Genomic DNA, 26,342 nt, shown 5'->3' on the forward strand with positions numbered 1-26,342 from the left:
AGAGCTTTTGGCTTGGTAGGTAAGGCCGAGGACATGGACAACGTACCGAGTACGATGGTGACCTAGCGAAACATCAAGTCTGGTTGCGATCAACCTGCCGCTGCCAGCGAACAGTCTCCATCTCTGCGACAAGTTCGTCGTAATCGCCGACCGTGGGGTCGGCGGAGCCTGGGGGGAATGACAGGCCGAGAGCCGCGAAGCGCTCGTCGCCCTCACTATGGACCGCCCGAACCGCGTCGGGGCCAAGCGGCTCTTTCGTATAAAGATCGAAGTTTTTCAGATCGGGCTTGCAGCCCATGGTTCGGGCGAATGTCGCGACCACTGCCGCACCGGCCGAATAGCTGTGGCGTGTAGCGGCCATGGGAACCGCAATTTCCACCACGCGCGCGCGTCCCACGCCCGCGACCCGATCGATCAGGTCCTGGTCACGCAGCCAGAAGTAAGCGACTTCACCGCCCCAGTGGCCAAGGAGAAGTTCGACGCCGCTATCGTCAGGCGGCACCGGATTGGAAACCATCCAACATTTGTTCGACCGCGCTTCCAGCTGGGTGCTATGAAAGGGGCTGGCGGTGAAGAGCCCCTCTGCCTCGATCGGTGACAGCAACCCTTCGCTGACAAGACTGGCGAGACGGCTGCGAAGCGTGTCAGGGGTTGAAAGATGGATCCCATCGCGCCGAAGCGCGGCAACTTCGTTGTCGGTCATTCGGCAATAGTGCCAGGCCCGAATGGACCGAACCTCCATCTCGCGTCCGATCGCCTCGACAAACCGACCATAGTCTTCAGCGAATGGATTGAAGGCGTGCGGCTGGGTGTGGTCGGAGAGCTCCCGATCGATGTAGTGGCGGCGCGATGTCAACAAATAGTCGCGGACGAGGTCGCTATTTTCTTGAAGAAGTTCTGTGAGATCGTCGTCAAACGTGACGACATCCCACACATCGATTAGCTTTTCAGACAAGGGCCACCAACCGATCTCCCGAGATTTCCGCCGGCACCGCATCACTAAACAGGTCGAGCAGATCGGCTTCGCAATAGTCGGCCGCGCTCAGCGATGTTTCGAAAAGCGGGACGCTCGTGGTGACCGGCTTGGGCGTATCGGTCACCGGTATTTGAGCCTTTATCCTCAGCATTCCGAAATCGGAGGAAGCTAGCCGGAGTTGCGTCATCTGTCCGTCGGCCATTCGAAGGCGAGCGCCCTGCATGATCGAGAGGGCATACAGGCTGATGAACTGGTAGGCGCTTTCAAATTTTGTCCGATCGGAATCTACCAAAGCTCCTTCGGTGACCAACAGGGCGGCGAAATCGGTGCAAAGCGTGAGATCGTCTAATGCGAACTGCCACATCATGCTCAGACCGAAAACCTTCAAAACCTCTTGTTCGCGTGCCTTCAATGGACGTCGGGCCTCATACTTCCTTATCGCCTTGTTGAAAGATTGCTGAGCAGTTTGCTTGGAGATGCCGAGCCTCTCGCGAATGCGCGGCTCTGGCATGATGTTGAAATTGGCGCGCGCGGCCTCCCGAAGGTCATAGATACTGGGCGCTTTGCCGTCGAATTGCTGCTGCCACAGCCTCGCGCTTATTTGGATGTCATTGGCGCGGTTGAGACTAATTCCAGTGTCCCGCTCGTCGCGGTGAGCAGCAAAGTGCCCAATCTCCTGGACGCTGGAGCGGCCCGGTTTTAGCAACCGAAGATCGGCGAACAATCGATCGAGATCGGTTACACGTCGTTCCCCGCGCAAAAGCCTGGTGACACGGCGCCGATGATCTTCGAGCAACATGGTCTCATTTGTCGCTAGTGGCGCTCGGAGGTCAAGCCGACGATGCCGCCCGCATTTCGCTTCCACATCGGCGTATACGGTGTTTTTGCTCAGCGACCAGGCGAGCTTTACCCCCGAAGCGGAGCTGCTCGCGGATGCAAAAATGGAGCAAGTCTTACAAAGACTGCTCGGCGAGTAGCGGGCGATATGAACGGAATAAGTGAATGGCAGCTCATGGCGGACGCTGACGTTCAAACGCCGACCGTCGGACGACGCATTTGGTCGCGAATTGCCGTGCTTACGCTCGGATCGCGATCAACGGGGAAGCGCTTTCCCTGCGAAGAAGCCGTCGAGTCGGTATCGCGGGTATCGACAAGGCGCCACAAAGTGACTTCAGTGTGCCGATGAAGATCGCGACACTAGTTAGCGGGAACGTCCATCAGGTGCCACGGGATGCTTGATTTTACCCGGATTATCGCCGGCGTTGCCGGCCAGCGCGAGACGTTCGAGGAATTAGTTTGCCAGATCGCCAGGCGCGTGCCGCCTAACGGAAGCGCCGAGTTCCGACGGATCCATGGGGCGGGAGGCGACGGCGGGGTCGAGGCCGTCTGGCTGCTGAAGAATGGCGAGGAGGTCGGATACCAGGCCAAATACTACGTCACCTCCGCCAGCATCGATTGGTCCGCGATCGACAATTCGGTCGAGACCGCGCTCACGACCCACCCGGCCATGACGACGATGCACATAGCCATCGCCTGCTCCCTCACCGGACCTACGAAGCGGCGAACCAAGGCGGGGGCGCCCACCGCGAACGGCTGGAGCGATTGGGATGCGCACCGAACCAAGTGGGCTTCCAATGCGGCGGCCCTCGGGCGGATAGTCGAGTTCGTCCCTTGGACCGCTCCCGACTTGGAGGAACTGCTCACCAGACCGGAGACGGTCGGGCTCTCAGACTACTGGTTTGGCGAGATCGAACTGACGCCGGAGCGGCTTGCGGCGGAATGCCAACGAACGGTCGATGCACTAGAGGAACGATACCATCCTGAGGATCACGTCGATGTTTCAACGCGGTCTGTCTTCGACGGACTGCTGCACAACACGGCCCTCGGCCAGACCATCGCGACCACGCGTGCAACCCTAGTCGATTCACGAAGACTCGGCCGTAGACCGGCCCTGCTCGAAAGCGCCGATGACGCACGATTGGATGCGGTCGACGCACTGGTCACGAAACTGGTTGACGGCATGGCGCAGCCTCCCGGCCCGCGCGACGCGGCGGCATACCGCGGCTGGGAAAGCACGGCGCTCGAACTGCGCAAGCTGCTGTTCGAGTCGATCCAAGTCGACAGCGACCTCCTGCGTAAGGCCAAGGAGAATGCCAAGGCCAACCCGTCCGACGGGACGAAACCGATTCCGCTCGAGGAAAGTAACGACCGAGCCTCCCTCGACTACCATCTCGACGGCCTGCGAAAACTGCAGGACGCCGTAGGCGACGTACTGCAACTGACCGCGTCCAGCGCGTGTAGGGCAGATGCGACACGCTTCGCCCTGCTCGACGGGAGAGCTGGCTCTGGCAAGTCACACCTCATCGCCTCCGAGATCGAGCGCGCGCTGGCAAGCGGCGCGCCGGCCCTCTTCATGCTCGGGACGGACTTCAGCACTCACGGCACACCCGAGAATCAGACGCTTGCACACTTCGAATGGAGCCAGTCCACCTTCGACAAGATGCTGGGTGCGCTGTCGGCCCGTGCCGAGGCGGAAGGGACACGGGGCCTCGTCGCGATCGACGCGCTCAACGAAGGTGCCGGCGCGGCGCTCTGGAGGGGCACGCTGCCGGGGTTCGCGCGTCGGGTGCTGGCCTTTCCCAATCTGGCTCTGTGCGTGTCTTGTCGGCGGGAATACTTAGACCACCTGATCATGCCCACGGTCGCGCAGATGGCGACGACGGTCGAGATCACGGGCTTCGAGACCCCGGTGGACGTCGAGCGGGCGGCACGCGTCTACATGGACAAGCGCGGTATCGTACGCCCGGCAACGCCGTGGCTGAATCCGGAATTTTCCAATCCGCTATTCCTGCGGACGACATGCCTTGCGCTCGAGGCTGAAGGGCGCACCGCATTCCCGCGCGGGATGCGCGGCACCAGAGAGGTGCTGAACTTCTACCTGACATCGACCGGCCGGCATCTCGGCACGAGCTATGACGGTAGCGACGTGCTCGTCGGACCGCTGCGCTCGGCGATGCTGGCGCTGGCGACATTCATGGCGAACGCAATGCGGGACAGCGTTCCGCGCGGCGACGCGCATCGGATCGCCGAGCGGGCGTTCGCGGGGTTCGCCCCTCCGGCGAGCAAGACTTGGCTAGAGACCCTGCGCTTTCGGGGGCTGCTGAGATACGATCCCGACCCGGGCACCAATCCCAAGGATCCGCTCGCGGTCCCGGTCGATGTGGTTCGCTTCTCGTTCCAGCGTTTCGGCGACCATCTCGTCGCTTATGCACTGCTCGAAGGCGTGCCGTCCCCCTCTGGCCTATTCGATCTCGGCGGCAAGCTCGCATTCCTCCTTGCAGAATATGGGGTCGTCTACGAGTGGAACGGGCTGTTCTACGCGCTCTTCCTGCATTTCGCCGATCGATATGGCGTGGAGCTGATCGATGAGCTGCCAGGCGGGTTCGACGAGTGGTGGGACAAGTGGCCGGTCGAAGACGCCTTCGTAGACAGCATCCGCTGGCGTTCGCCGACGGCCTTCTCGGAGCGAACGCTCGAACTGCTCAACCGCCTCAGCCGACATGAGGAGGACATCACCGCGCTGCTGGTCGAACTCGCGGTAGTCGAGGACCACCCTTGGAATGTCGAACTCCTCCACCGCAACCTGATCTCGCGGACCATCGCCGAGCGCGACGCCTTTTGGACAGTCGCGATCAACGCCGCACATGACAACCCAAGTCACCCAATCGTCCGCCTAACAGACTGGAGCCTCAACTCAGGTGTCAGCCAGGCTTCCGACGCCACCTTGAGCCTCGCGCTCGCGACTCTCGCTTGGTGTTGCGCCAGCACGAGCGCCCGCATCCGCGACACAGCGTCGAAGGCCATCCTCTCGATCCTCGCGACCCGCCCCGCGCTCGCTGCGCCATTCTTCGAGCGCTTCACCGGCTGCGACGATCCCTACGTCGTGGAACGGCTCTACGCCGCGCTATATGGCGCAGCGCTGAGGACGCTTGATCCCGCCACCCTGGGCACATTCGCGAGCGTGGCCTGGAGTAACTGCTTCGAGGTCGGTGCCCCAGTTCACCTTCTCGCCAGGGACTACGCGCGCGGGACCATAGAGCTGGCCGTGACGGCGGGCTCGTGTGATCCATCGATCGATCTTGTGCGCTGCCGCCCGCCTTACGGCTCGACGACACCCAGCTTCAGCGTCACGAAGGCTCGCGTCGACGCACGCGGCGAGCGAGTCGGCGCGCATTCTATCCTGAGTTCCTGCTACAACGGCCTCGCCGACTTCGGCCGCTACGTTCTGCAAGGACGCGTTCATCGCTTTTCGGAAGCTCGCCTGTCTGGGCCGCGCCCGATCACGGCGGATGAAAGCGGGGAGGCGTACTTCAAGGAAGTCTCTGCCGGCCGGAGCGACATCGAGAGTGCGTTCTCCGAACTTCGCACCGCCTATGCAGAAAGACGCGTCAGCTTCGACCAAAACACCTTCAAGGTGATCGTCCCTCCAGCCGATCGCCGCCGGATCGTCAGCGCAACGGCAACGCTGTTAGCTCTCCTGTCGCCGGCGCAGCGCAAGCGCTACGCGGCTGAGGCGAACGCTTGGGTGACGGGAAGCGGAGGCCATGAGTGGATTATCCCAGGAAAGGGCAAGGGCGCGGAGTTCGATGCGCAGAAGTGCAAGGTTTGGGTAGCCAATCGGGCGCTCTCGTTTGGCTGGACGGCTGAACGCTTCCCCGGCGATCGATATCTTTCGGGTAGAAGCGAACAGGGCGGACGCATCGAGCGGATCGGCAAGAAGTATCAGCGGATCGCCATGATGGAGCTACTGGCACGACTCGCCGACAACTTCTGGATGAAGCCGCAATGGGGCAGCGGTGCCGCGGTCTATGACAATCCACTCGACGTCGAGTTCACCCGCGACCTCGAACCCTCGATCATGCCTGCTGACCAGGAGACAACGACGCGGGCCGACCTGCCGCAGGTCCCGCCCCTCGTCTGCGAACCACTGCCGGTTAAGCGGAGAGGCGACTGGGTGGCGGATCCGGACCTGCCCGGCAGCCGTCTCGCCTTGGCGACATGTCCTGACGTCAGCGAGCCGGGCTGGTTGACCCTCTATCGCTATGGGGGGCACGACATCGACGCCGAACGCGAGGACCGGCACCTGGATGCGCCGTGGCTCCAGAGCGACTTCCACTTCCTCGCCGCCCTCCTCCTCTCTCCCGACGACAAGGCACGACTGATCAAAGACGCAGTCGCCGACGCATACGACTTCCACGAGTGGCTACCGGGCCAGACGACCGACGGTCCCTACGTCGGCGAGCTGGCGCGACGCGACACGTGGCGCGATGAACCGTGGACGACACTCGACGCTCGCGTGATCGGAAAGTCCCGCAGCTATAGGGTCATACGGCCCACCGCAGACTTCCTCTGGGAGAGCCATCTCGACGGAAGCCTGCCAAATGGATTCTCCCGGCACGTGCCGATACCCTGGTTGATCCGTGGCTTGGGACTCACGGCGGATACGAATAATCTCGGCGTCCTCCTCGATGAGAAAGGAGCACCGACGATCGTCTCGGGGAGTGCCACGGGTAGCGATCGGGGCAGTTACGTCCTTGTCCGCCGCGATCCGTTCCTAGAACTGGCACGGAAGAACGACCTCGAGCCGATTTGGACGGTGATCGGCGAACGCCGCGCGACGACGCTCAAGAAGAAGCGACACCCAGACATCCGCGTGCGCTACAATGGATTGCTTTGGTTTGAGGGCAAAACGGAGAAGGATGTACACTGGTCGCACAACGACTAGGTGCGTTCCTTTGGTCAAGCTCTTGAGATGTAGAAGACAGTATTAGCAAACGGCAGATTTCGGACTTGCAGCGGGTCAGCCTAAATGACCGAAGCTGGAGCGCCTTGCTGACGATCCGCTTCGGGGCGCCCCATGGGCAGCTTCTGTCGCGAGGAGACGTTCGCGGTTGCTGATCTGAACGACCAGTTTTCGTCGACAACTGCCGGTTCGCTGACGGTTTGCTCCAAGGGTGTGAAATTTGCCCGCCGAGCGGCTGAAATGGCTTATGCATTGTTCGCCGAGCTCAACAAAAGAGGCTACTTCGCCCAAAATTGCGCCGGGCAAGTAACGGCACCTCGCCAGCGCCTGCACTTCACCATATGCTTGGTGAATGCAGGCATTCCCGATACGCGCCCTGACCGAGGCCGATATCGACGGCATCGTCGAGGCTGCCGGCGGCGTTCGCGCCCATCCCGACCAGGATCGTCGCGAGGAGATCGGGGCCGACTATGTCCTTGGCGGGACCGTTATCGAACTCAAGCTCCTCGACGAGGAAGGGTTCGGCAAGCCGGAACGCCAGGCGAAGCTGGCGGCGCTATTCAAGGACACTCAGCCTGGCCGCCCGGTGGTGGTGCTCGACGAAGCGCTGCTGCCCCAACCCGAACTACGCAAATACCGCAACGCGATCGAGCAACCGATCAAGGGCGTGGTCGCGAAGGCGAAGCGGCAGCTTGTCCAAACTCGCGACGAAAAGTCGGAGACGACGGGTTCAGTGCTCTGGATCTTCAACAACGGCTATACGGCGCTCGACCATGAGAAGCTGGAGGAGCTGGCGGCCAACCGCATCCGCCAGGACACCAGTAATATCGACGGCGTGATCGTGTCGGGCTGCTATTATCACAGCGACGGGTTCAATAGCGTGATCCTTTGGTCGTGCAATTATGTGCCGATCCGCATCGACCATTCCTTTCCCGAGTTCGACCTGCTCCAGCAAAAATTCCAAGACTTCGCCAACCGGTTCATGACCAAACTGATGCAACAGACCGAGCCGAGCGGCGGCAAGGGCGAGGTGCGCGACCTGGTTTTCGACGTGGACGGCGTCCGATATGTCCGCCCGGCGCCGGTGATGGGAACGCCATCGGAGTTTTACATAGGAGGCCGTCCGCGTGCGAACAGCGCCGACGCGGGCGGCATTCCCGCAGTTGCGCTCATCGTGCCGAAATTGATCCGGTCCGACCTTGAGATGATCGCCAAGATCACAAGTGTGCAGACCGGTCCGTTATCGAGCTGGACGCATTGGCTGCGCCATATCGAAGGCGCCCGGGACGCCGCGCTCGTTATCAAGCCGCTAGTTTCGATCACGGTGGACGCTGAGAATTGGCTGCGCTGGTGCGTCGAGGAGAAGCGAGCGCCGTCGCTGGAGGCGCTCAACCGCTTTGCGCACGACCTGTTCGACGAGCGGATGCTGGCAATCATCGACACCGCGCGCGAGCGCATGCAGGGCGGTATCCTGCCCAGCACCTATGTGCTGGCAGTCACTCAGGAGATCGGCCAGGACAAGGCGAATGACGTCTCGGATATCGCTGTAGTCCGCGACCGCTTGACCGAGGATCCATTCATCCGTCCCGTCGCCGAGAACTTGAGAATCTATCACGAGCACGCCGTCTACCTAGCTGCGGCCTACGCGCTCGCCGAAGGCGTCGACGTCATCATGTGGTCCAGAAATCGCCGTCATGGATGGGTTTGAACGTCAAGTGAAATGCACCCTCGGTAGTTGCGCCAACCCCTGCAAATAAGCTTCGCTCAGGCGGCGCAACATTGCTCGAGCGATCCGATGAGCATGACCTGCAACTGCCCGCGGCTGCGCGCGCGATCTACGACGCCTGCTACCCTGCTGACGATCAGGCAGCCCTCAGGGATGAGCAGCCTAGCCCTAGCGTCCGGTACGATCATCTTTCCGAGCTGACACGTGGATAGGAGCTTCCCCTTCCAGCGCTCGACAGCTTCCACATCGAGATCATCCATGCGTTGCTTCAGCGCGCCTATGCGGCGAGAAGAAAGATCGCTTGCAGGTAAGTAAAGTAAATAGCGGACGCTTGGTCAAGCATAGTGTCGTTTTCATATGACTCACTTACAACCACTTACGAGAAGGTTTTAGGCTCGAGTATCATCAGGTTCGTAGATCGATCGTCCGGGAATTTAGCTACCATCTCGTGCAAGCGCAGCGGCAAGTTGCGCGTCGAGATCGTCAGGGTTTTCCTCGTCATCCAAATCATCTACGAGGTCGGCCGAACCGCCCCTCAGCTTTTTCTCTGCGTCGTACCCATAACGGGTCAGGCTAATTGCATCGGTATTGGTGCCCTTGACGGCTTTCAGGTGGGCCTTGAAGTCGATCAATCGGACCTTCTTAATGGCGAGATGTTCGAACTCCTCTGCCAAGGGACCGCCGAAAGCGGCGTTGGTGAGGCCAGTCGATCGCGAGACGAGATTCAGGAGCCATTCGTCGTCGGTCGAGGCTAGTTTGTTCTTGAAGCGGATGTCGGGCCGGCGCTCAAGCATGCCCTTCTGGTATGCGGCCGCGAGCATCGCGCGGATATGCGCATTCTGGTTCCGGCAACATTCGGTCGCAAGCTGTTCGGACACGCCGAGATCGACCGTCAGCAACAACCAGAGCAACCATACTATCTCGTGATGATGATTAAGAGCGAGGTGACGCCGGATCAAATCGTAAGCAGCCTGCTTCCAGCCCTCTCGGTCGACCGGTTGCCCTTCGGCAACTCTCTTTGCGACCAACAACGATGCATAGTCGATGGCATGCGGATGATGGAAAATTATGCGCTGCAGGTAAGGCTCAAGCGTCTCCCACTTACTTCCGCTATAAATCTTTAACTGGTCCAAAGTCCGGAGTGCAATCTTGACAGGGCTGTCGGATCGAATTTCCTTTCCGATTGACAATGCCTTGTTTACGAACAGCACAACATCATCGATCTCCGAGGCGCCGAGCCAATCGTTCATGCTCCGGCCTATCTGTCGCAGCTCCTGGGCCCAAAGGTCGTTCAGGGGTTCAACACCCCTCATGACTGAGGTCTTACTATCGTTCACATGCAGGCTGTACCGCTGCAGCGTGTCTCGAAGCACAGAAAGTGCAGCTAATGCCTCTGCCTCGCCGCGCACGCCAATGTAGTAGTCGTCGACATGCCGAGCCGCACCGATAACGTTGGTCCTGAAGGCGGCTTGAAGATCGACGTCGAGCCCGGACATGAGGAACTCGGCGATGAGCCGAAAGGCGTCTGGGCCCACGAGCAACCCTCTAGATTCATTTGCTTGGCAATTGCGGACAAACAAATCGAGGCCGTTGAAGTAATTGACGGAAGACCTGTCCGTGGTGTCTTGCTTTGCCTGATCGATAGTATGTGCCGACCAAGAGATCGTGTGTGTGTAGATGCTCGGATAGAATTGAGAAACATCAGTCTTAAGTATGTGCCCGGCGTATCTCAGCTTCTTGGAAGCGACAGTCGTCAATTCCGAGAGCGACTGCATGATGATCGGGCGGTCATCGTTGTCCGTACCGACTCTTGGGTGGCTTACAGAAAACGGCGAAGCTTCAAAGCGGCGGGCAAAGTCGCTCCAATGTTTAGCGACAAATTCTGCCACATAAAAATAGGAGATCGGATTGGGCGTGCCGTAGTACCGGCGACTGCCATCGTGCTTCGTGCCGCTGTAGCGGACATATTCGCTATGGCGCTTGGAGTGGAAGGAGCGGCTCTGGAGTGTCCTAATCAGGCCAGAGAGTGCTCGTTTTAGGTCAATTGATGTGAAGCAGGGCGGCAGCACTTCCGGAAACAAGCCACGCTGTAGCAACCCATACCGATCCTTAATCTCGCGCTGAGGCAATGAAGCCGTCCCTTTTCCAAACGATGTTGTCCATCGACAAAGTGAAAAATGGTCGGAAGCTGGATAGCAATCAAGCCTTGTCAGGCTGGGCGGTAGTCCTCTCGAGCTATTGCGCCGGATCCGCCGAGCGGGCGCCTACTGCACGTCAACCGAGGCTCGGGTCAGAAACTAAGCAGCAGACCGAGCTGCATATACGGGATTTCGCAGTGCCGATTGTGAACGCGCAGGCTGAACAAATTCGGGGCTTGCGGCTTCCGTTGAGTTTGGCCTGAATAAAGGCAAGTGGCACAAGCTGCCGACAGACCGATCCTGAACGAAGGGCCGCTTAGCCTGCCTCGCACTCAAGAGCGGCCGTTCCGCTTCCCACCCTAACCGCCACAAACGCATGCAGATCAGCCGGCGGTATATCACCGTGATCAAGTTGGCGTGCAGCGCGCCCTCCTCACCTGCCGCACCGAGCCGTCGCCGTGGCACTCGACGCGCCGCAGCAAAGGACTAGGCATGATCTCCGCCGCCGTGCGCCAGGCGCGGATCGCCTCCGCGGCCCGCGGCGACAGGTATTCCGAGCATCAAAGCTTCGCGTCAATGCGACATAGCTAAGGCCAGCATGTCCGGACGATGGTTGTGGATCCAGTCCTTCCAAGCAACCTGTCCGTGCTGCGCCATCCTTGGATCACACCACTCGGCGACGAACGTATTCCAGATTTGCTCCGAACGCGGCGTTGGCAAGCCATCCACACAACTGAAGCTATCGGACTCCCCCGGGTCTGCCTTCGTTCGCCTCTCGCGACCCGCAATGATCGCCCGTCCTGCACTGAAGCTTTTGTCGTCGCTGTCGAGATGATCGAGGATGCAGCTTTGGTGCTCCCCGATGATCTCCACAGCTTCTTCGATCGCCGCACGCTGCGAAGCCGCCGCATGGCGCCTCGCACAATCGATGATCGCCGGGATGAAGATGTCCCGATCTATCACCACCATCGTATATTCAGCTCGCAGATCCCGGGCAAAATCGATCAACCAAGCGCCGTAATTGCGAGCCTTGAAGCGATGCAGCGGCCGCAGCGCGAAACTGAAGCGACCATCATTGTCACGGTGCACCATCAAGGCATCATCGATGCTTGCCAGCTCCTTTATGTAATCCTTGCTGTCGTAGATCGGGAAGATGACGCCAAGCCGATCCGGGTGGTCTTTCAATCCAGCGGGCTCATCCATATCACTGATTGGAAGACCGCCCCCATAGATCCATTCGCACAGGCTAACCTGGCCGCGAATGACACCAAACGTCCGAGCTGCATTGTTCAGTCGCTTGGCCGTGGCGACCTCTTCCATTCTGCCCTGGACGAACCATAGCTGAGGCCCCTGGCCGTCCTGAGGCACAAGCATGAAACGATCGGCCGATCCCAGGCAGAAGACATAGCTCGCATAGCGCTTGGTCCCCGATGCTCGCTGCAACACTATGTCGAACAGGAATGGATGCCCAGCCCGATGCTGGTCGATATAGCTCGCCAACACGTCGCACTCCTCGAGCTCGGCGAGGATCGGAAGCAGATGATGATCGAGTGGCATGGTGTTATCGCCGGCGATGAAGGCGATCGGTCGTTCTGCCAAACGATAGCACCGTGGAATGCGACGGTCAGGTTTGATGTGCTTCACCTCGCCGCCACCGAGGATTCCGTGAAGCACCTTCATCATCACCTCGCGCGGCTCGTCGCTATCCCTCAACATGGGCGCCACGCACCCGCATTTGTGCCAAGGGTGCGCGGTCTCCTGGTGTGGGTCATTTCATTCCTCCTGCTACTAGCCCCTTCTCAAGCAACATCAGAACAAAACGTTAACATTCTCCCATTCTGCGGTTGACGGCAGACGCTTTAGACTTCGATCTGCTTGGCGATCCTCATGCCGCAGTGCTGGGCGACCTCCGCCTTGTCACGGCCAGCAGCCTTGTTTCCGGCTGTGGCGATCTGCGCACGAGCGCGGGCAGGCTGACGAGTTCCGTCAAGGTAGGTTTTGGCTTTCAACCGAGATGCCGCGTTCGATAAGCCGACCAATAATGCGTCGATACGGCAGGTGGCAGCTCGCCCAAGGATGGCGGGGTTCGATTGTGGCCGCCCGCCAGAATTCCACTAGAAGATGCCGGTTTTTAACGAACGGTCGTAGAACGTGAAGTGCAAGCCGGACTTCGATAGTGCCTACCGCCTGTGTCGCTGACCGATCTGTTGCCGTCCGCAGGATCTGAAGCGACAAGTTGATCAGCGCCTGACGATGTGCCCGGCTCCGCGCGCGCTGCTTGCCGAAGGGAATCGGCAGCAATGAGATGATTGGCGATGCGCAACGGCGCGGACACTTCACCGCATACTTGGCCGTGTGCCAGTCCGAGTTGCCGCCATTGTTGTGGACCTCGGCGATCAGTGCATCCAGCTCCCAGATCTCCGTTGCATTGCAGCTTGTGCAGGTAATTTGCACCTGAGCCTCGATGCGGCGGAGATCGGACAGGTTCTTGGGCGGCCCAACCACCTGAGCGTCTTTCAGACGAGGACGGGCAGGACCAGCTGCTCATCCTGACTTGCCAGCACTGCCCGAGCTAGCTGCGCCGCTTCGACTGCCTGCCGATAGTGGATGGTGCCGTAACGCTCGGCTTCTCCGAAGCTCAAGGAGGTCCGATCCTCGGCGGGGTAGCAGGCTTCGTAGATCGCGCGCGCAGCCGCGCGCAGTTGCAGGTCGTGCTGCATCGGTTCGCTCCAGCGGTGGTGACTCGCCTAAAGAGGCGGAACACTCAGCTAGAACATATGCGGAACATCGCGCAAGGTGTGGACTGCAGGACGGCGACATTGTCGCATCAAGGAGGGTTGAAGCAGGCGAGTTGCGGCATCACCACAGCGAGTAGACCTCGCTCGCCAGAAAGCCTGCAATCCGTCTGGCACCATCTTCGTCCCGGAGCATGATTGCGAGCGGAGAGCTCTCAAATGTCAGGTGGTGGCGCTTCAGGTAGCCGGGAACGCGGCTCTCATCCAGGTCATAGATGGAGCGCAAATAGTCGAGTATGCGGGAGAGCGTTGCCAGCATGTACTCCACATCCCACGGATGAAGCAGCAAGCGATCGATCTCATCAGCCTGGAGGCCTAACGCCTCCATCAGCTCTGCGCGCGAGTAGACCGGAAGCTTCTTCAAGCCAGACGGCGTGTTCTCGTCAGTCATTTTTTTCCTCCAACTTCATCGTTCTGTGCAGCTGCAGCCTTCTCTCATATGGCTGACCTGGACTCCCGAATGGTCAGGTGGCTTGGTCCTCTCGCCTCCACCGTCGGCAAGGTTTGGCTATCGCGCGCTCCAGCGGTCAGCCGTACGCCTGATCGTCATTTCGCCGTCGTACGGTCGGCAGAGCTGCAGCGCCTCGTGCGTCGCGTCGTCGGTCCAGCAGTCCCACTCTGCTGGTGGCAGGATCACCGGCATGCGGTCGTGGATGCCGACGACATGGATGCAGGCTTCGGTCATCAGCATGCTGTAAGCCGGACCCCACTCATCGGTGTCGCGCCAGATCCCGGCCGCGGCGAAGATCGGCTGATCGGGAAGCGCAAACCAGGTGCGGGTCATCGCACCTTTCTCGCCTTCGGCTTCGGCGAACTCGGTCAGCGGAATGAGGCAACGTCGGGCAACGAAGCTGTCACGCCACATCGGACTGCCGAGATTTTCAGACCGGGTATTGTTCACCGGGCGTGGCTTCAGCGGCTTGCCTGTTCGCTTGCTTGTCTCCGATCGCGGAAAGCCCCAAGCCATGCTGCGAAGCGTGCCGCCTGCGAGGACCAGACCGGGGTAGCCCGGGTAGACTTCCTCGACCGCATTGCCGGGCATGACAGTTGCACCTCGAAACAGCCGCGCGACCTCGGCGTGGGTGGTGGACAGCCGATAAAGATTGCACATGGCGAAAGGCTGCGGATGAGCTGCTTATCTGTCAACCAGCAGGCTCAGCACGACAACCCGGCAGCCGCCCGGCGAAGCGACAGTGTAGTTGCAGGTGAAAAAGCATGTAGCTCGTTGACCTGCCCGTCATTCAGTCCCTAGCGGCAGGCCTATGTCGATCCTTCTCGCTGCCACCGTCATGATCATTCCTGCCGGCGATAGCTTCGCTTGCACGCCGACCCACGTCTGGGATGGCCAGGGTACCTAGGTCCCAAAGCGACTGGCCTGAATCGAAGCGGAAATTTCGCCTGTGCCTCAGTCGGGCGGGATCCGGCGGGCTGACTGATGCATCGACTTTGGAATGTGTTCAGTCAGCAGCTGGCATTATCAACTGCTCACCTGAGTTCATGGAAGGCGTGAGACTACCGGTCGTGTGTCGGTCAGCGCTTCAACGTAAGCGGCTGCTAATCGCAGTGCATCGTCACCAGCGCGGTGGGGCACACGATCACGCTCCAGTATGCCCACATGTTGCCGCTGCTGATCGAAGGTGAGGGTTCCAGCCAAAGCATCATAGTCGTGCAGCGCGAACATCTGGCTGCGTTCTGCAGCCCGGAACAACGTGGCCAACCAACTCTGATCATGCTCAGGAGCATCGGTCACCACAATGGTGTTGGCGAGCACCGCGTTCAGATAATCGCAGACCTGTTCGACAGCTTTGCCGTCCTCCAGCAGCCGTTCAAATGGGACACCATGGATCTGGGCAGATTCGCTCGACCAGATACCGCCATCGACCCACATCTGGGTTGGCCGGATCAGAGCCGACCAGACGCGGATCGGCTGCATCTGCTCGATAACAGCCAGCCCTACCTCTATCGGGTAGCTGCGGTAGCCGAGTGCAGATGCCTCGATGTCAAGAACCGCAATCGTTCGCTTAAATCCGTCTGGGTCACCCATGGCTGCTTCAATGTACGGCTAACCTGACTTCAACCAAAGCAGTTCAGGCGCCTATTCCAGCCGCTACCCGAACGGCAGATCCTCGTCTCGTGGCTTGCAGCCCTGTCGCGAGGGCCCGCATGGTGCGAACGTTGCACTCAGGTCATTCGCTGACTTCTCGCAGAACGGATCACCGGAAGTACGCGTGCCGGGTTTAACCCTGTTCCACGAAGCTGAGAATCTCGCTCAGCCCTCGGCCGAAGCCGCCGATGGGTAATCCAGAACGATCCGTCCGGCAGGAGCAACCCGACCACTTGTGATCCATCTCGTGTAGTAACAGAGGTCAAACATACCCCAGATCGAGCCTGATATTCCGCTCAACCTCAAGATCCGGACAGATGGTAACCTCATGATCCGGGTTCGGGAAGAATATGGAGATCAACGGAGAATTCAGATCATTCTCCCAGAATATGACGGTCAAGCCTTCATCGCGCAGCATATGAGGGTTCTCCTCGTAGAAGCTGTCGGACGGGCCGATGGCGTACTTGACATCCCATCGCGTCATGTAATCACCTGCATGCGTTTCAAAAACCACGCAGGGTTCTGCAAACAGAGCATTGTCCCCCTCAGGGTCAGCTATGCTATCGCCTTTGAGATTAACAATGCTGTCCGTGTCCAGTGCAGACACAGGTACCTTCGTGTTTACTGTCATATGTACTCCTTAAATCATGACTAGCCTGATGTTGTATACGGCCGGTAAATCAGTCCGACGGCTCAGAACCTGATCGCTGCTACAGCCACCGGATCAAGCGCTCGGCCGCCGCCCTGCAGATCAGGGAGCTTGGTATAGGCGGTCAGGTGCGCCAGACGCGGCTGGTGCTCGCCAATCCATGTTGCCAACTTGCTCCACATCGCCAATGCCGATTGAGGATCATGACTGGCCTCCCAGCGCCGCGCTGCAAGCCAGGTCGAAACCACATCCTGTTCGCAGTACCGGCCGATGCGGGCAAACTCGCGTGCGGCTGCCAACCTGGAGACACTCGAACTGCCCAGTTCAAGCTTTGCGGGAATGCCCAGACCTGCGCATAGCTCCACCAGCTTGGGCCGCACGGCAGCGCCGCTGTTGGTTACCGTGTCCATGAGATCATGGTGGAAACCCGCGCTCGACCGCGATCCGGCGCGCTGCAGGGCTGGCGTCTCTTCTCCTGTCACGGCTGCACGCGCGAGCAGAACCGGCAGATCGAAGGCTCGACCATTGAAGGTTTGTACCATGGTGGCGTCTTGCAGCCGGCGCTCAACTTCAGCGACTATGGCCCGTTCGCCATGGTCACTGCGACTGAAAGTCTCGATCTCGAACCGATGCTCATCCCAGCCGATGCGCTCGCAGGTGAGTAGCGAAACGCAGAGCATCTGGTGGAGTGGCCATGCCGGAAAACCTTCTGCCGGATCGACACCTGCCAGCTGACAGGCGTCCAGATCGGGGATGGTTTCGATGTCGAGAGTAACGGTTTTCATGTGAGATCCTGCTTGTATCGAGGCTCGCATCGCTGTGGCTTGCGGCGATGCGGTTGGGACCGGCGACCGGCAGCTGACGCTGCACTTGGGACAGGCACGCCCTTGTCACCGCCCTTGGAAAATGGATTTCGCACCTGCCTTCAGGTGCTGCTGTTCGGGTCAGCAATGCGCCGCTTGCCAGGCCTGCCATTCCGCCGCGAGGATCGCTTTGGCACCCGGCCGCGACAGCGGCGTGAAAGCCGCGAAGTTGGAGCCGATCAGCTCACGGGCGATGGCCAGGGCATGCACATGCGGCTTGCCGTCCGCGTATCCGGCCAAGCCGGGGCAGTGCTGGACAAGCACGGTCCCGAGGCGACGTCCGACGATGTGTTGCCGGACAAAACTACGGGCAAGCTCCCATTGCGCGTGGAGCGAGCCGTCCCGTTCAAAGCGCATGGTGAAAATCACGAGCAGTTCGCGCTGGTTGGGCAACAACGATCGCTCATAGTGGCTGACGAGGTTTTCGCGATCGAGCAGCAAGTCTGGCGCGTCAGGCGGCAACAGCAGCTCATGCCGATGCGCTGCCATGGTCCCGCCGCCAAGCGTAAGGCGGCGTTCGATCGCTCCGCGTACGCTGTTCGTGCGATTGCCGAACTCTGCGAAAATTGTCCCGCAGACGACATCGCCAGCGACCTTCTCCCGCTCGGGCGCATAATCGAGGCTCACCGATCGTGCTCCCGCGCTCGCCCTGCGGCATGCTCGCACAGCTGTTCGCAGCTCGGTTCGGTACAAGTTCTTCTTCCGGGCACTTTCAAATCCTTGGTCTGGGTTGTTGCCCCCGCAGCCTTTTCATAAAGACCGTCGGAGACCCTTCCCCATCCCTGTAGTTCTCCTGCTTTGTCAGTCCCCGATGCCGCCGCGCTCGGGTAGCGCCATTGGCATTTCTGCATCGGCGTTTGCCGGTGCATGCCCGTGACTGAGCTCCACGTCCCGCGTACGTGCCGACTGCCTCCTCTGCTTCTCAGCCAATGCGTCGCGCTGCTTCCACTTACGACGCAGGTTTGCCACTCGGGCGAGCATCGCCTGAAACTGAGGATCGTCGAAGGCGAGATAGACGGCTTTGCCTCCACCCTCCCGGATCTCCTCGGCAAACTTCACGACATCGTCTCGCAGCAACGGCACCTGCCACTGCACCAGCTCCCGCTCCATGTTGCTGATCATGCTGTCCTGATAGCGTTGCAGAAATTCCTGCACCCGTTCGTCCTCGTCGAGCAGCGCGGCGAGCTTAAGCACAGGCTGCGGATCGAACGGATCAGGTTCGGCGCTGATCGTGAGACGACCGGCTCCTCCGGCTGAACTATCGCTTGCGCCACGATGCATCGGGATGCTCCTCATTTTTTGGAGATCTTCAAGCAGTCGGTCGATCGTGACTCGGCGTGCCGGATCGTCGCGGTGATCCGGTACAGCCAGCGGCGGCTGAGGCTGTTGGATCGGAGCAACGCCGGGGGCTGGCTCAAGCGCACGTATCGTCAGCGGTCGGCCGGACTGATCCACCAGCGAGACCCCCATTACCGCCGCGCGCTCGGCGCAGCGCTGCTGGAACTCCACCGATCCACGAACCCGCACGACATCCCAGCGCGCGGCAGCCAGGAGAAGCGCGTTGTCGATGGCGTCAGCTGCTTGTGGGCGGTGCACGATGATGATGCTGCCGCAGTCGGTGAACAGATGCCGATCGTCTTCGTCGTAATAGCGGACCTGCCAGCCATCAGGCTCGAACCTCAGAGGCGTCGTCCACGGCTGGTGTGCCTTGCGCTCGGCAGTCACAGGTAGCAGCAACGCCGGCGCAGTGATGAGCGGCGGGTGCGCTGGAGACCCGGCTTTGGCCCAAGCCTCCGCAGCCGTGAACCGGTTGTCCGTGCACGCTTTGATGACGGTTTTGTACTCAGCCTCCAGCAAACGGATTGCGGCGTCGCGTTCACGGCGGATCAGAGTGCCGAGTGCAGCTGACGATTGCGGCGGCAGGCCGGCAATCGTCAGGTCCGCCCACTCGCAGATTTCAGTCACAGCTGCGGTGCGCCCTTCGCGCAGTCGCGCCAGCTGGAGTTTGTGGGCGGCTCGGTATGTCTCAAAGCCCGAGTTCTCGCGACTGGGATCCGGTATGAACCGACCCCACGCCTTCTCCAATGTCGCGAGCGATAGCTGACGCGATATCAACGAGGCTTTGGCGGACTTGTCGGCCACGAAGACGCGGGCGCCGCTGCCCTTTCGTTCATAGGCGATACCGGCACCTTGCAGGCGTGCGTGAAAGTCCAGCCAGTTCCGGCTCGCCGTCGCCGCGGCCAGGATAACGGGAGTGCAAGCCCGCATGTCGGCCGGAACGGCGTCTCGGTCGCGAGTTCGGACATGGTGACCGGCAGCATCACGAACCATGACCTCGGTGACTGGCATCTGATTGTCAGGGTCAGCAAGCGAGATCGCCGACGCTACTCTGGCGTCGAACACCGCGCCTTCGCGGGAGTAGTAGAGTGCGTTCGGTTCCGAAGACCAGCCTTGGCGATCCTCAATGATGGCGAGGGCTTGGTGCATATCCTCGATGAGCCACTCGCTACCCGTTGCACCTCCTGTGGTTTTGTCGACCCGCACGACTGCAATGTGCACGTGCCGGCAGACAGTATTAGTGTGTTCTGCATAGAGCGCTGGACTGCGGCTTAGTCCAGTGGCCTTCAGCAGAATGTCGACTGCTTCGTCGATCTGCACCGGCGTCGGCACTTCACCCTCACGCCAACTTACTATGATGTGCGCGAGCGGAAATTCGACCCGCGGCGCTGCCGAAGCCGTGGCAAGCATTTCGAGTTGCTGCTCCCGCAGACTGCCGGTCAGAAGATTTCGCGTTCCGAGATGGCCGGCTTTTTCGCCCGGCTCGACGCCTGCGACCGCAGCATGCCGAAGATACTCGGCAAGCGATCGCACACGATCTGTGTCGTTCATCACCAGCGACCAAGGGTCGGCATCTGCCACGTAGCGGGTGAGCGCGTAGACATCATCGCGCAACTTGGCTGGCTGATCGACTGAGCGTGCGACCTTGATCAGCTTGACGATCACCGCCCTGTCTCCAGTCGGGCGACTTCGGCGAGCTGGCGGACAGCAGCCACAAGCTCGGCACGCAATGGTGCGTCCAGTTGCTCAGCATCATCCAACCGATGGGCGATCCGGAGCAACTGCGCGAGTGCCGCCATGTTCGGTGCGTGAGACTCGGCTTTGCCGAGGGCTCGAGTTCGAACCAGACCACTGCGGGTCAGACCTGCACACGCCGCCTCGATCTCTAGGTGTCGGCCTTCTGCCGGCGTGACGTGGATCGTTACAGAGACACGCGTGTCTGCGGAGAGCTTGTTACTCACCTGCTACCTCCAGCCGCGAGAAGGTTCCCCGCCGAGCGCTTTCGGGCCTGGTTACAGGCCCCATCCTGCTTACCGTTTCTTCCTTCAATACAAGCGGTGAGCGAGCGAACATGAGATGGGGAAGCGGACATCGACCGTTCGCACAACGTGCGCTCGGGCAGGCAAGGAACGGTCAAGCTCCCTGACCATCTTCGAGCAACAACCGAGCAAGTTGTCGAACGCCTCGGGGCTGTTGATGAAGTTGCCTGATGCATGATTAATTCCGCTTCATCCCATCGAGCACCGACGGGTGCTCAACAGAGCGGTGACACGCGCAATGGCTGTAATCGAGAGGACCAAAAAACATTCTGTCTCAAGACGCCTCAGGACGTCTCACCCTGCGTAGACGAGCAAAAACAGGGGTCTCATACTGTTCATGTTGCCGATCAACGGAGGGACAACATGACTGAAGATGATGAGTACATGAAAAGCGTGCGGGCACGGCTGGCGGCTGCGAAGGAACGCAAACACCGGCTGGGTTCGACTGCAGCGAAGGTCGCAGTCTTGCTGCCAGAGGTTCAGGCGGCACGCGCAGCTGGAAAAACGTGGGAAGAAATCGGTCACGACCTCAGGGACAGCGCAGGGCAGGCACCTGACCCGAATACCGTAAGAATCGCGTTCAGGCGTGCCTCTGAGCCCATGGGCACCGCCAAGCGCCAGACTAAGAAGCGGACACGTACTACTTCGCGGCCGAAGCCGGAGCCGGTAAATCCGCTTAGCGAACCGACCGCTTCCATGGACGACTGCGCGGACATGTTCGGGCCGATGTTCGATGCGCGCGACACTCAGGGTCGGCCTACGGGCGGCGAATAGGAGGTCGGCATCATGAGCAAGCTGAACAAGGACGAGCAGTTGATCCTCACGATCGTGATCACCAATGCTGGCGGAGTGGGTAAGACAACCTGGGCAGAGCAGCTCAACGGCATGGCTCGTTTGTCCGAGAAGAAGGTCATCGCGGTTGATCTCGACCCGGGGAACCGGGGCTTTCTAAATCGCAATGGTGATGATTCAGCGGTGCCGCTCGACTGGTCACCCATGAAGATCGACGGATCCGCGCCGGCTGATCCTGGCCGTTGGTACGAGGAGCACCTCGCAGGGCAGAACCTGGTCATCCTGGACACAGGTGCGAACATGTTGGCGGCCGCAAATTCGATCAACCAGTTCATTGGCGGACTGATCGGCGTCGCACGTGAAAATGGCTCGCGAGTGATCATCTATTGCGTGACCAGTCCGCTGAAGCCCGGGTCGGACGAACTGATTGAATTGATGTACAATCGTTTTCGTCGCGGCGCCGAGGTCGTTATCGTCCAGAACAATCGGGACGGATCGGGTTCGTTCGCCTCGTCACTCTCCGCCATGGGTACGCCTGTGATTGCTCTGCCGCATTTGGATACGGGCTTGCAGGAAGTGCGGCTTCGACGTCGCCTCCCGCTTGACGTGGTACTCCGTCAGCCAGAGCCGGGGTACGAGCGTGCGACCGAGCTACTGGCCAAACGCCTGCTCGCTGTCGCGAAGCAGGAACCGGTCATCGATGTTGTTGGGCGGGGCGCCATGGAATGCCTGCAGACGCTGTCTGCAGGCGCACCTGCAAGCCTCCGTTTCCGGCTTGACCGGTTTATGCACGCCAGCAACGACGCGATAAGGGCCAACGAACGGCTTATGATGACGAACCGGCAGTTCATGGCGGCAGTACCGGAGAACGAAGCAGCGTTTTTCGCTGCTGCTCGGGCTCACTGGGAAGCCGAGCAGAAATGGAAGGCTTACAGTCGGTAAGTGGAGTAGCAGAGGGCAGCCGACCACGGCTGCCCTCGACCCGGTGCAAGGTGAGTCACACTTCCGTAGCTATGGATATGCCCAATTCTTCTCCGGATCGGGTATTTCGAAATGGATATTCAAGGAGGCCATTTCACCCCACGGTAAGCGGACATCGGTTCAGGGTACGAGCAATCCCTTCGACTGACCCGTAGCAGAACGCCTGCTTGCAACTGCCGATGGCGAAAAACCGCCGTTTATCCCACTAATACTCAAAATGGCAGAACGTGGGATAAATCGTGAAGCTAATCTAACTCCGCTTCTGGCCGCTTCGGGGCCATGAAGCGCACCAATTGCAACTTGGCGTATCTGCTGGTTCCTAAGCGGACCGACCACTTTCCTCCAATCGTGCCTGCGCTGCCGTTCATGCCAGATATTTTGCAAAGGTGAGAAACCGTTAGCAATTGCCTGTCACGTGAAGGCGATGATCAGCGCTGCCAAGATCAGCCACCAGCTCCATACACTTAGCCTCCAAGGGGTTACGGGTGCGTTCTACCGGTCGCTGGCTAAAGCCCGCTATGGCCGCTACGCGGGTGACCGCATCAGCCTTCTCCGCCTGTACAATCGAACGTTCGACTTCGAGTTGGCGCTGTGCTCGGATTTCTGCGCGGTTCCTCCGGGTTGGCTTGAGTGCCATGCGGTACTGCTGCCAGCAGTCTTTCAGCCTGTCAGACACGACCAGATACAAACTCGCCTTGAGCGGATGCTGCACGCCCCGCGCGACAAGGAAGCGATCAGCGCAATCCTCGCCGCCGTCTCTTACGTAACTGACGAAAAAGTGGCCAGAAGACGGCGACGAGTTCCCTACATCATATCGGTCCGTCGCTTGGCAGACCAGCTGTTCAGTGCTCAAGCTTCGAACGGCCGTTTCGTGGACGCTCTGTTACACGGACATTTGGGATCCTGTGCAGACATGATTGCAAGTCATCAGCTTGTCGGTATGGGGCGAAAAACAGCAGAAGGTCTCCTGTTGGATATGACCCGCATGTGGGCGCTCCACGACCTTCAGATCATTTCGGCCAAACTGCATCAGTCAATTTATCGTCCGACGAGCGGTCTGTTTGAAGGGCTCGACGCAGGCTCCCAGTCATTCCAGGCCGTCATGCGTGATCCGAAGAAAATGGGGGAGATGGCAGCGATCGCACTGCGGCTGCTGAACCGCGACCCTCAGCTACGCACCCCTGAGGAGGTAGCAGAGCAGAGGAAGTTCATTGGCTTCATGACTGGAACAGACTTCAAGAGTGTCGCGCTGCAGCTTGGATTGCAATTCGGGTTCACTGCCGATGAACTGAACGACGCGGCGGTTGTGAGCTCAGAAACAGCAAGGAAGGCTGCAAAAGTTTTCCGGCGTTTCACCCAAGCTGCCAAGGTCGCTGGGCAGGAGATCGATGAAAGCCTTGATCTGAGCTGGGACGACCGAGCTCCTGTCGGCAACGCCTCCGGTCCAAAACGTGTTTCGCATCTGTCGCCGGCGGCGATCCGATACGGACTGGATGCGCCTGCCGCGCTGGCGTACGCAGTGCTTGTTTTTATCGACGTGGCAAAGACTTTGCCACGGAAACTCCGTGAGCGGATCGATGGGGTTCACCCCGCCGCCGCTTCAACAACCCTGTTTCCTCGTAAGCTGACGCGGGACGATGTCGTGACCTTCGAAAGGATGTTCGAGGCTTATCGGCTGATCTTCCTGCGGGACGTCAATTCGCTGAACCGCGAAACCAGGCGGGAGATGCAATTGAAGGAGGCAAGCTCCGTTTTCGCGAGCAAGGCGGCCGTTGGCAGAGCAAGATATCAGCACGTCATGGGGCAATGTGCGAGCGTGATCCACCGCCTCGGTGCGATACCGTTAACTGCGCCTCACGGCACTGTACCCGGCATCTCAACGGGCTACGGGAGAAGTTCGCTCGCAAAGGCGCGGGCGACAATGAAGCGCGACGACGAGGAGCGCCATCGTGCCTATGATCCTGCGTTCACTCCGGCCGTTAATTGGCGCTTCGAAAAATGACCCCCCTGGGGGTGACCTCGCGTTCTTGAGCCTGCGAATCGGACAGATCGACTGACGGCCACACAATCGTGGTCGTCATGGATGATCTGTCATGCACCTTATCGACCGCATTGTTCGGATGCCCGAGTGCGTCACTCTGGCTGGCGTTTCAAAAGCAACAATCTATCGCAAAATGGCCGCGGGTACTTTCCCGTCAAATCGTAAGCTCGGCGTCCGGTGCGCCGGCTGGCGCCTGTCTGAAATACTCGCCTGGGTCGACGCACAGTGAGAAGCGTAGCGTCATCTCCGCCCGTCGCCGAGGCGTTGCCAGCACAGATTACCGTCACGCCATCAAGCCAAACGATCGAAGCTGACCTCCGGCAACTGGTACGTCTGCTGGCGCGGCAGGCGGCAATCGAGCATTGTCGCTTCGTCGGATCGGAGTCATCCTGCGTGGACAGGTCGCCCTCGCCCCGGAGCAGAAAATGAGCTCTCAGAAGCCACGTATCGCCGTTTACGGTCGCCATTCTACGGACAAGCAGAACCCCAATTCCAGCGCAGATCAGGTTGCAGTCTGCGGGAAGCTCGTCGAATTTCTTGATGGTGAGGTTGTCGGCACTTACCTCGATCCAGAGACATCCGGCTATCGTCGCGACCGCAGGGATCTGCGCCGCATGTTGTACGATATACGTGATGGCAAGATCGACATTGTTGTGTGCGAGTCCTTGGATCGCCTTGCGCGTGATCCAGAGGACATTTCGTGGCTTGGCAAAAAACTGCAATTCGATCGGGTCCAGCTCTGGACGGTGTCCGAGCGGCATGTCGATGATGTCAAACTCGGGGTCGCGGCTCTGCTGGGATCCCTTTTCCTTAGTCAGCTGCGCCAGAAAGTGCATCGGGGGCTCAGCGCGGCGGTGTTGGCGGGCAAGTTTGCAGGCGGTCGTGCATATGGATACCGGAAGGTCAGTGGATTCGATGAGCGCGGGCAACCGCTGACCGGCTTGCTCGAGATCGAACCCTCGGAAGCCGGCGTGGTTCGGCGTATCTTTGACCTGTTTGCCAATGGCCTGTCCTCGATCCAGATTGCCAAACGCCTGAACGAGGAAGGAATAGCCGGACCTCGCGGAGGAGCCTGGAACCCATCCACAATTCGTGGCGACCCGAAAAAGCTCACCGGCATCCTCAACAATCCGCTCTACACTGGCGAGCTGGTCTGGAACCGGCGCGAGTGGCGCAAGAACGCGGATTCTGACCGTCGCGAACGGCTCTACCGTATTCGCCCCGAAGAGGAATGGTTGCGCAACGAGGTCCCAGATCTGCGGATCATCGACGAAGCGACGTGGGACGAGGTGCGACGCGAGATAACGCTGCGCAGCCGTGAAGCCACGAAGGACGCAGCGCCAGTGGCACAGCGGCGACGCAAGCACCTGCTTTCCGGCAGCATCAAGTGCGGCTGCTGCGGGTCCAACTTCACCTCTGCGGGGAAGGACTACTATCGGTGCGCCGGCGCCCGCGAACGTGGCACCTGCCAGAACCTCGTGTCGATCCGGCGCGGCCCCTTGGAACATGCGGTGCTGTCCGTCTTACAACATCACCTGCTTACTCCTGAGTTGGCGGAGCTGTTCGCTCACGAGTTCAGGAAGGAGGTCGCCAGGCTATCCAATGGAGCTGATGAGCGCGCAGCCAAGGCTGCTGTTCGCCTTTCTGAGGTCACCGTGCAAATCGAGACGCTTGCTCATAACATGGTGTTGAGCGCTGCTAGTCCGGCATTGCATCGCCTGCTTGGCAACCTCGAGCGGGAGAAGGCAGAACTGGAGAACCTGCCCGAGTACGCGCCGCGGGTGACAGGCGAGATCCTGCCGCATCCAATGTTGCTCAAGCTGTACCAGGAGAAGGTGGCAGACCTTGCGGCGGCGCTCAGCGATGACAGTGTTCGCACTCAGGCTGCCGAGACGATCGCGCGGTTGATCGATAGCGTCACCATCCATCCTGGCGCAGAGCCGGAAGCGGAGGTGGTGGCAGAGATCGGCAAGCTGGTCGGCTTCGCGATCAACGACAACGAGGCGCGTTGGGGAAGGTCTGGAGGGAGTTTTGTATCGGTGGTTGCGGGGGTTGGATTTGAACCAACGACCTTCAGGTTATGAGCCTGACGAGCTA

Annotated in this window: 22 protein-coding genes; 7 read left to right on the top strand and 15 right to left on the bottom strand. The window is 60.0% G+C overall.

All coding sequences use genetic code 11. The features are described 5' to 3' along the window. Window positions 1-73 precede the first annotated feature (73 nt). Window positions 74-955, bottom strand: a complete 882-nt coding sequence (locus D5S08_RS14895; RefSeq protein ID WP_121119973.1) for a hypothetical protein — start codon at window positions 953-955, stop codon at window positions 74-76. Next, a complete protein-coding gene (locus D5S08_RS14900; RefSeq protein WP_121119975.1) occupies window positions 948-1,775 on the bottom strand; it encodes a hypothetical protein in 828 nt (275 codons plus the stop codon). The genes D5S08_RS14895 and D5S08_RS14900 overlap by 8 nt, the downstream gene beginning before the upstream one ends. A gap of 432 nt (window positions 1,776-2,207) precedes the next feature. Between D5S08_RS14900 and D5S08_RS14905 the strand changes: the two genes are divergently transcribed. Beyond that, on the top strand, window positions 2,208-6,761 hold the full coding sequence (locus tag D5S08_RS14905; protein ID WP_121119977.1) for an NACHT domain-containing protein: 4,554 nt from the start codon (window positions 2,208-2,210) through the stop codon (window positions 6,759-6,761). 370 nt (window positions 6,762-7,131) lie between these two features. Continuing rightward, entirely contained in the window at window positions 7,132-8,487 is a 1,356-nt protein-coding gene (locus D5S08_RS14910; protein WP_121119979.1) for a hypothetical protein, read from the top strand. 56 nt (window positions 8,488-8,543) lie between these two features. Here the strand turns inward: D5S08_RS14910 and D5S08_RS16775 are convergent, their stop codons facing one another. From D5S08_RS16775 to D5S08_RS16550, 13 genes are all read right to left on the bottom strand, one after another. Next, entirely contained in the window at window positions 8,544-8,765 is a 222-nt protein-coding gene (locus tag D5S08_RS16775) for a hypothetical protein (RefSeq protein WP_155522986.1), read from the bottom strand. Window positions 8,766-8,939: 174 nt separating this feature from the next. Continuing rightward, window positions 8,940-10,634 (bottom strand): RNA-directed DNA polymerase, encoded by a 1,695-nt coding sequence (locus D5S08_RS14915; protein ID WP_126665594.1) that lies wholly within the window; start codon window positions 10,632-10,634, stop codon window positions 8,940-8,942. Window positions 10,635-11,216: 582 nt separating this feature from the next. After that, window positions 11,217-12,368 carry a hypothetical protein gene (locus tag D5S08_RS14925; protein WP_126665595.1) on the bottom strand — a complete coding sequence of 384 codons (1,152 nt, stop codon included), beginning with the start codon at window positions 12,366-12,368 and terminating at the stop codon, window positions 11,217-11,219. Between the two features lie 261 nt (window positions 12,369-12,629). Beyond that, window positions 12,630-13,148 carry a hypothetical protein gene (locus D5S08_RS16540; RefSeq protein WP_126665596.1) on the bottom strand — a complete coding sequence of 173 codons (519 nt, stop codon included), beginning with the start codon at window positions 13,146-13,148 and terminating at the stop codon, window positions 12,630-12,632. 11 nt (window positions 13,149-13,159) lie between these two features. After that, on the bottom strand, window positions 13,160-13,363 hold the full coding sequence (locus D5S08_RS14930; protein WP_121119985.1) for a hypothetical protein: 204 nt from the start codon (window positions 13,361-13,363) through the stop codon (window positions 13,160-13,162). Between the two features lie 139 nt (window positions 13,364-13,502). Continuing rightward, window positions 13,503-13,829, bottom strand: coding sequence for a hypothetical protein (locus D5S08_RS14935; protein WP_121119987.1), 327 nt, complete (start codon window positions 13,827-13,829; stop codon window positions 13,503-13,505). Window positions 13,830-13,946: 117 nt separating this feature from the next. Beyond that, the gene (locus D5S08_RS14940; protein ID WP_121119989.1) at window positions 13,947-14,549 is read right to left on the bottom strand and encodes an SOS response-associated peptidase; all 603 of its coding nucleotides are present in this window, start codon (window positions 14,547-14,549) and stop codon (window positions 13,947-13,949) included. Between the two features lie 384 nt (window positions 14,550-14,933). Then, complete coding sequence (locus tag D5S08_RS14945; protein WP_121119991.1) at window positions 14,934-15,482, bottom strand: 3'-5' exonuclease family protein; 549 nt, start codon at window positions 15,480-15,482, stop codon at window positions 14,934-14,936. A 322-nt stretch (window positions 15,483-15,804) separates the two neighbouring features. Further along, complete coding sequence (locus tag D5S08_RS16545; RefSeq protein WP_126665597.1) at window positions 15,805-16,173, bottom strand: hypothetical protein; 369 nt, start codon at window positions 16,171-16,173, stop codon at window positions 15,805-15,807. Between the two features lie 62 nt (window positions 16,174-16,235). Next, a complete protein-coding gene (locus D5S08_RS14955) occupies window positions 16,236-16,976 on the bottom strand; it encodes a ribonuclease H-like domain-containing protein (protein WP_162302003.1) in 741 nt (246 codons plus the stop codon). Between the two features lie 159 nt (window positions 16,977-17,135). After that, on the bottom strand, window positions 17,136-17,681 hold the full coding sequence (locus D5S08_RS14960) for a hypothetical protein (RefSeq protein ID WP_121119997.1): 546 nt from the start codon (window positions 17,679-17,681) through the stop codon (window positions 17,136-17,138). Between the two features lie 174 nt (window positions 17,682-17,855). Next, window positions 17,856-20,057 carry a relaxase/mobilization nuclease domain-containing protein gene (locus D5S08_RS14965; protein WP_121119999.1) on the bottom strand — a complete coding sequence of 734 codons (2,202 nt, stop codon included), beginning with the start codon at window positions 20,055-20,057 and terminating at the stop codon, window positions 17,856-17,858. Beyond that, on the bottom strand, window positions 20,054-20,353 hold the full coding sequence (locus tag D5S08_RS16550; RefSeq protein WP_126665598.1) for a plasmid mobilization protein: 300 nt from the start codon (window positions 20,351-20,353) through the stop codon (window positions 20,054-20,056). The genes D5S08_RS14965 and D5S08_RS16550 overlap by 4 nt, the downstream gene beginning before the upstream one ends. A gap of 441 nt (window positions 20,354-20,794) precedes the next feature. Here D5S08_RS16550 and D5S08_RS16555 point away from each other — a divergent pair, with 441 nt between their 5' ends. The 5 genes from D5S08_RS16555 to D5S08_RS14985 all read left to right on the top strand — a co-directional run bounded on the left by D5S08_RS16555 (window position 20,795) and on the right by D5S08_RS14985 (window position 26,329). Further along, entirely contained in the window at window positions 20,795-21,205 is a 411-nt protein-coding gene (locus D5S08_RS16555; protein WP_126665599.1) for a hypothetical protein, read from the top strand. Window positions 21,206-21,217: 12 nt separating this feature from the next. Beyond that, window positions 21,218-22,165 (top strand): P-loop NTPase family protein, encoded by a 948-nt coding sequence (locus tag D5S08_RS14970; protein WP_121120001.1) that lies wholly within the window; start codon window positions 21,218-21,220, stop codon window positions 22,163-22,165. Between the two features lie 454 nt (window positions 22,166-22,619). Then, complete coding sequence (locus D5S08_RS14975; RefSeq protein ID WP_126665600.1) at window positions 22,620-24,206, top strand: hypothetical protein; 1,587 nt, start codon at window positions 22,620-22,622, stop codon at window positions 24,204-24,206. A 91-nt stretch (window positions 24,207-24,297) separates the two neighbouring features. Next, complete coding sequence (locus D5S08_RS14980; RefSeq protein WP_121120005.1) at window positions 24,298-24,474, top strand: helix-turn-helix transcriptional regulator; 177 nt, start codon at window positions 24,298-24,300, stop codon at window positions 24,472-24,474. 196 nt (window positions 24,475-24,670) lie between these two features. Beyond that, the gene (locus D5S08_RS14985) at window positions 24,671-26,329 is read left to right on the top strand and encodes a recombinase family protein (protein WP_126665601.1); all 1,659 of its coding nucleotides are present in this window, start codon (window positions 24,671-24,673) and stop codon (window positions 26,327-26,329) included. Window positions 26,330-26,342 lie beyond the last annotated feature (13 nt).

The organism is Croceibacterium ferulae, assembly GCF_003660445.1.
In the GTDB taxonomy this organism is placed as follows: Bacteria; Pseudomonadota; Alphaproteobacteria; order Sphingomonadales; family Sphingomonadaceae; genus Croceibacterium; species Croceibacterium ferulae.

Bases quoted from the DNA above. Each gene is read 5' to 3' on its own strand.
- D5S08_RS14910 (WP_121119979.1), top strand. From the start codon at position 7,132: ATGCAGGCATTCCCGATACGCGCCCTGACCGAGGCCGATATCGACGGC.
- D5S08_RS14905 (WP_121119977.1), top strand. From the start codon at position 2,208: ATGCTTGATTTTACCCGGATTATCGCCGGCGTTGCCGGCCAGCGCGAG.
- D5S08_RS14985 (WP_126665601.1), top strand. From the start codon at position 24,671: ATGAGCTCTCAGAAGCCACGTATCGCCGTTTACGGTCGCCATTCTACG.
- D5S08_RS14980 (WP_121120005.1), top strand. From the start codon at position 24,298: ATGCACCTTATCGACCGCATTGTTCGGATGCCCGAGTGCGTCACTCTG.
- D5S08_RS16775 (WP_155522986.1), bottom strand. From the start codon at position 8,765: ATGGATGATCTCGATGTGGAAGCTGTCGAGCGCTGGAAGGGGAAGCTC.
- D5S08_RS14940 (WP_121119989.1), bottom strand. From the start codon at position 14,549: ATGTGCAATCTTTATCGGCTGTCCACCACCCACGCCGAGGTCGCGCGG.
- D5S08_RS14945 (WP_121119991.1), bottom strand. From the start codon at position 15,482: ATGGGTGACCCAGACGGATTTAAGCGAACGATTGCGGTTCTTGACATC.
- D5S08_RS14970 (WP_121120001.1), top strand. From the start codon at position 21,218: ATGAGCAAGCTGAACAAGGACGAGCAGTTGATCCTCACGATCGTGATC.
- D5S08_RS14930 (WP_121119985.1), bottom strand. From the start codon at position 13,363: ATGCAGCACGACCTGCAACTGCGCGCGGCTGCGCGCGCGATCTACGAA.
- D5S08_RS16555 (WP_126665599.1), top strand. From the start codon at position 20,795: ATGACTGAAGATGATGAGTACATGAAAAGCGTGCGGGCACGGCTGGCG.
- D5S08_RS14955 (WP_162302003.1), bottom strand. From the start codon at position 16,976: ATGAAAACCGTTACTCTCGACATCGAAACCATCCCCGATCTGGACGCC.
- D5S08_RS16545 (WP_126665597.1), bottom strand. From the start codon at position 16,173: ATGACAGTAAACACGAAGGTACCTGTGTCTGCACTGGACACGGACAGC.
- D5S08_RS14935 (WP_121119987.1), bottom strand. From the start codon at position 13,829: ATGACTGACGAGAACACGCCGTCTGGCTTGAAGAAGCTTCCGGTCTAC.
- D5S08_RS14900 (WP_121119975.1), bottom strand. From the start codon at position 1,775: ATGTTGCTCGAAGATCATCGGCGCCGTGTCACCAGGCTTTTGCGCGGG.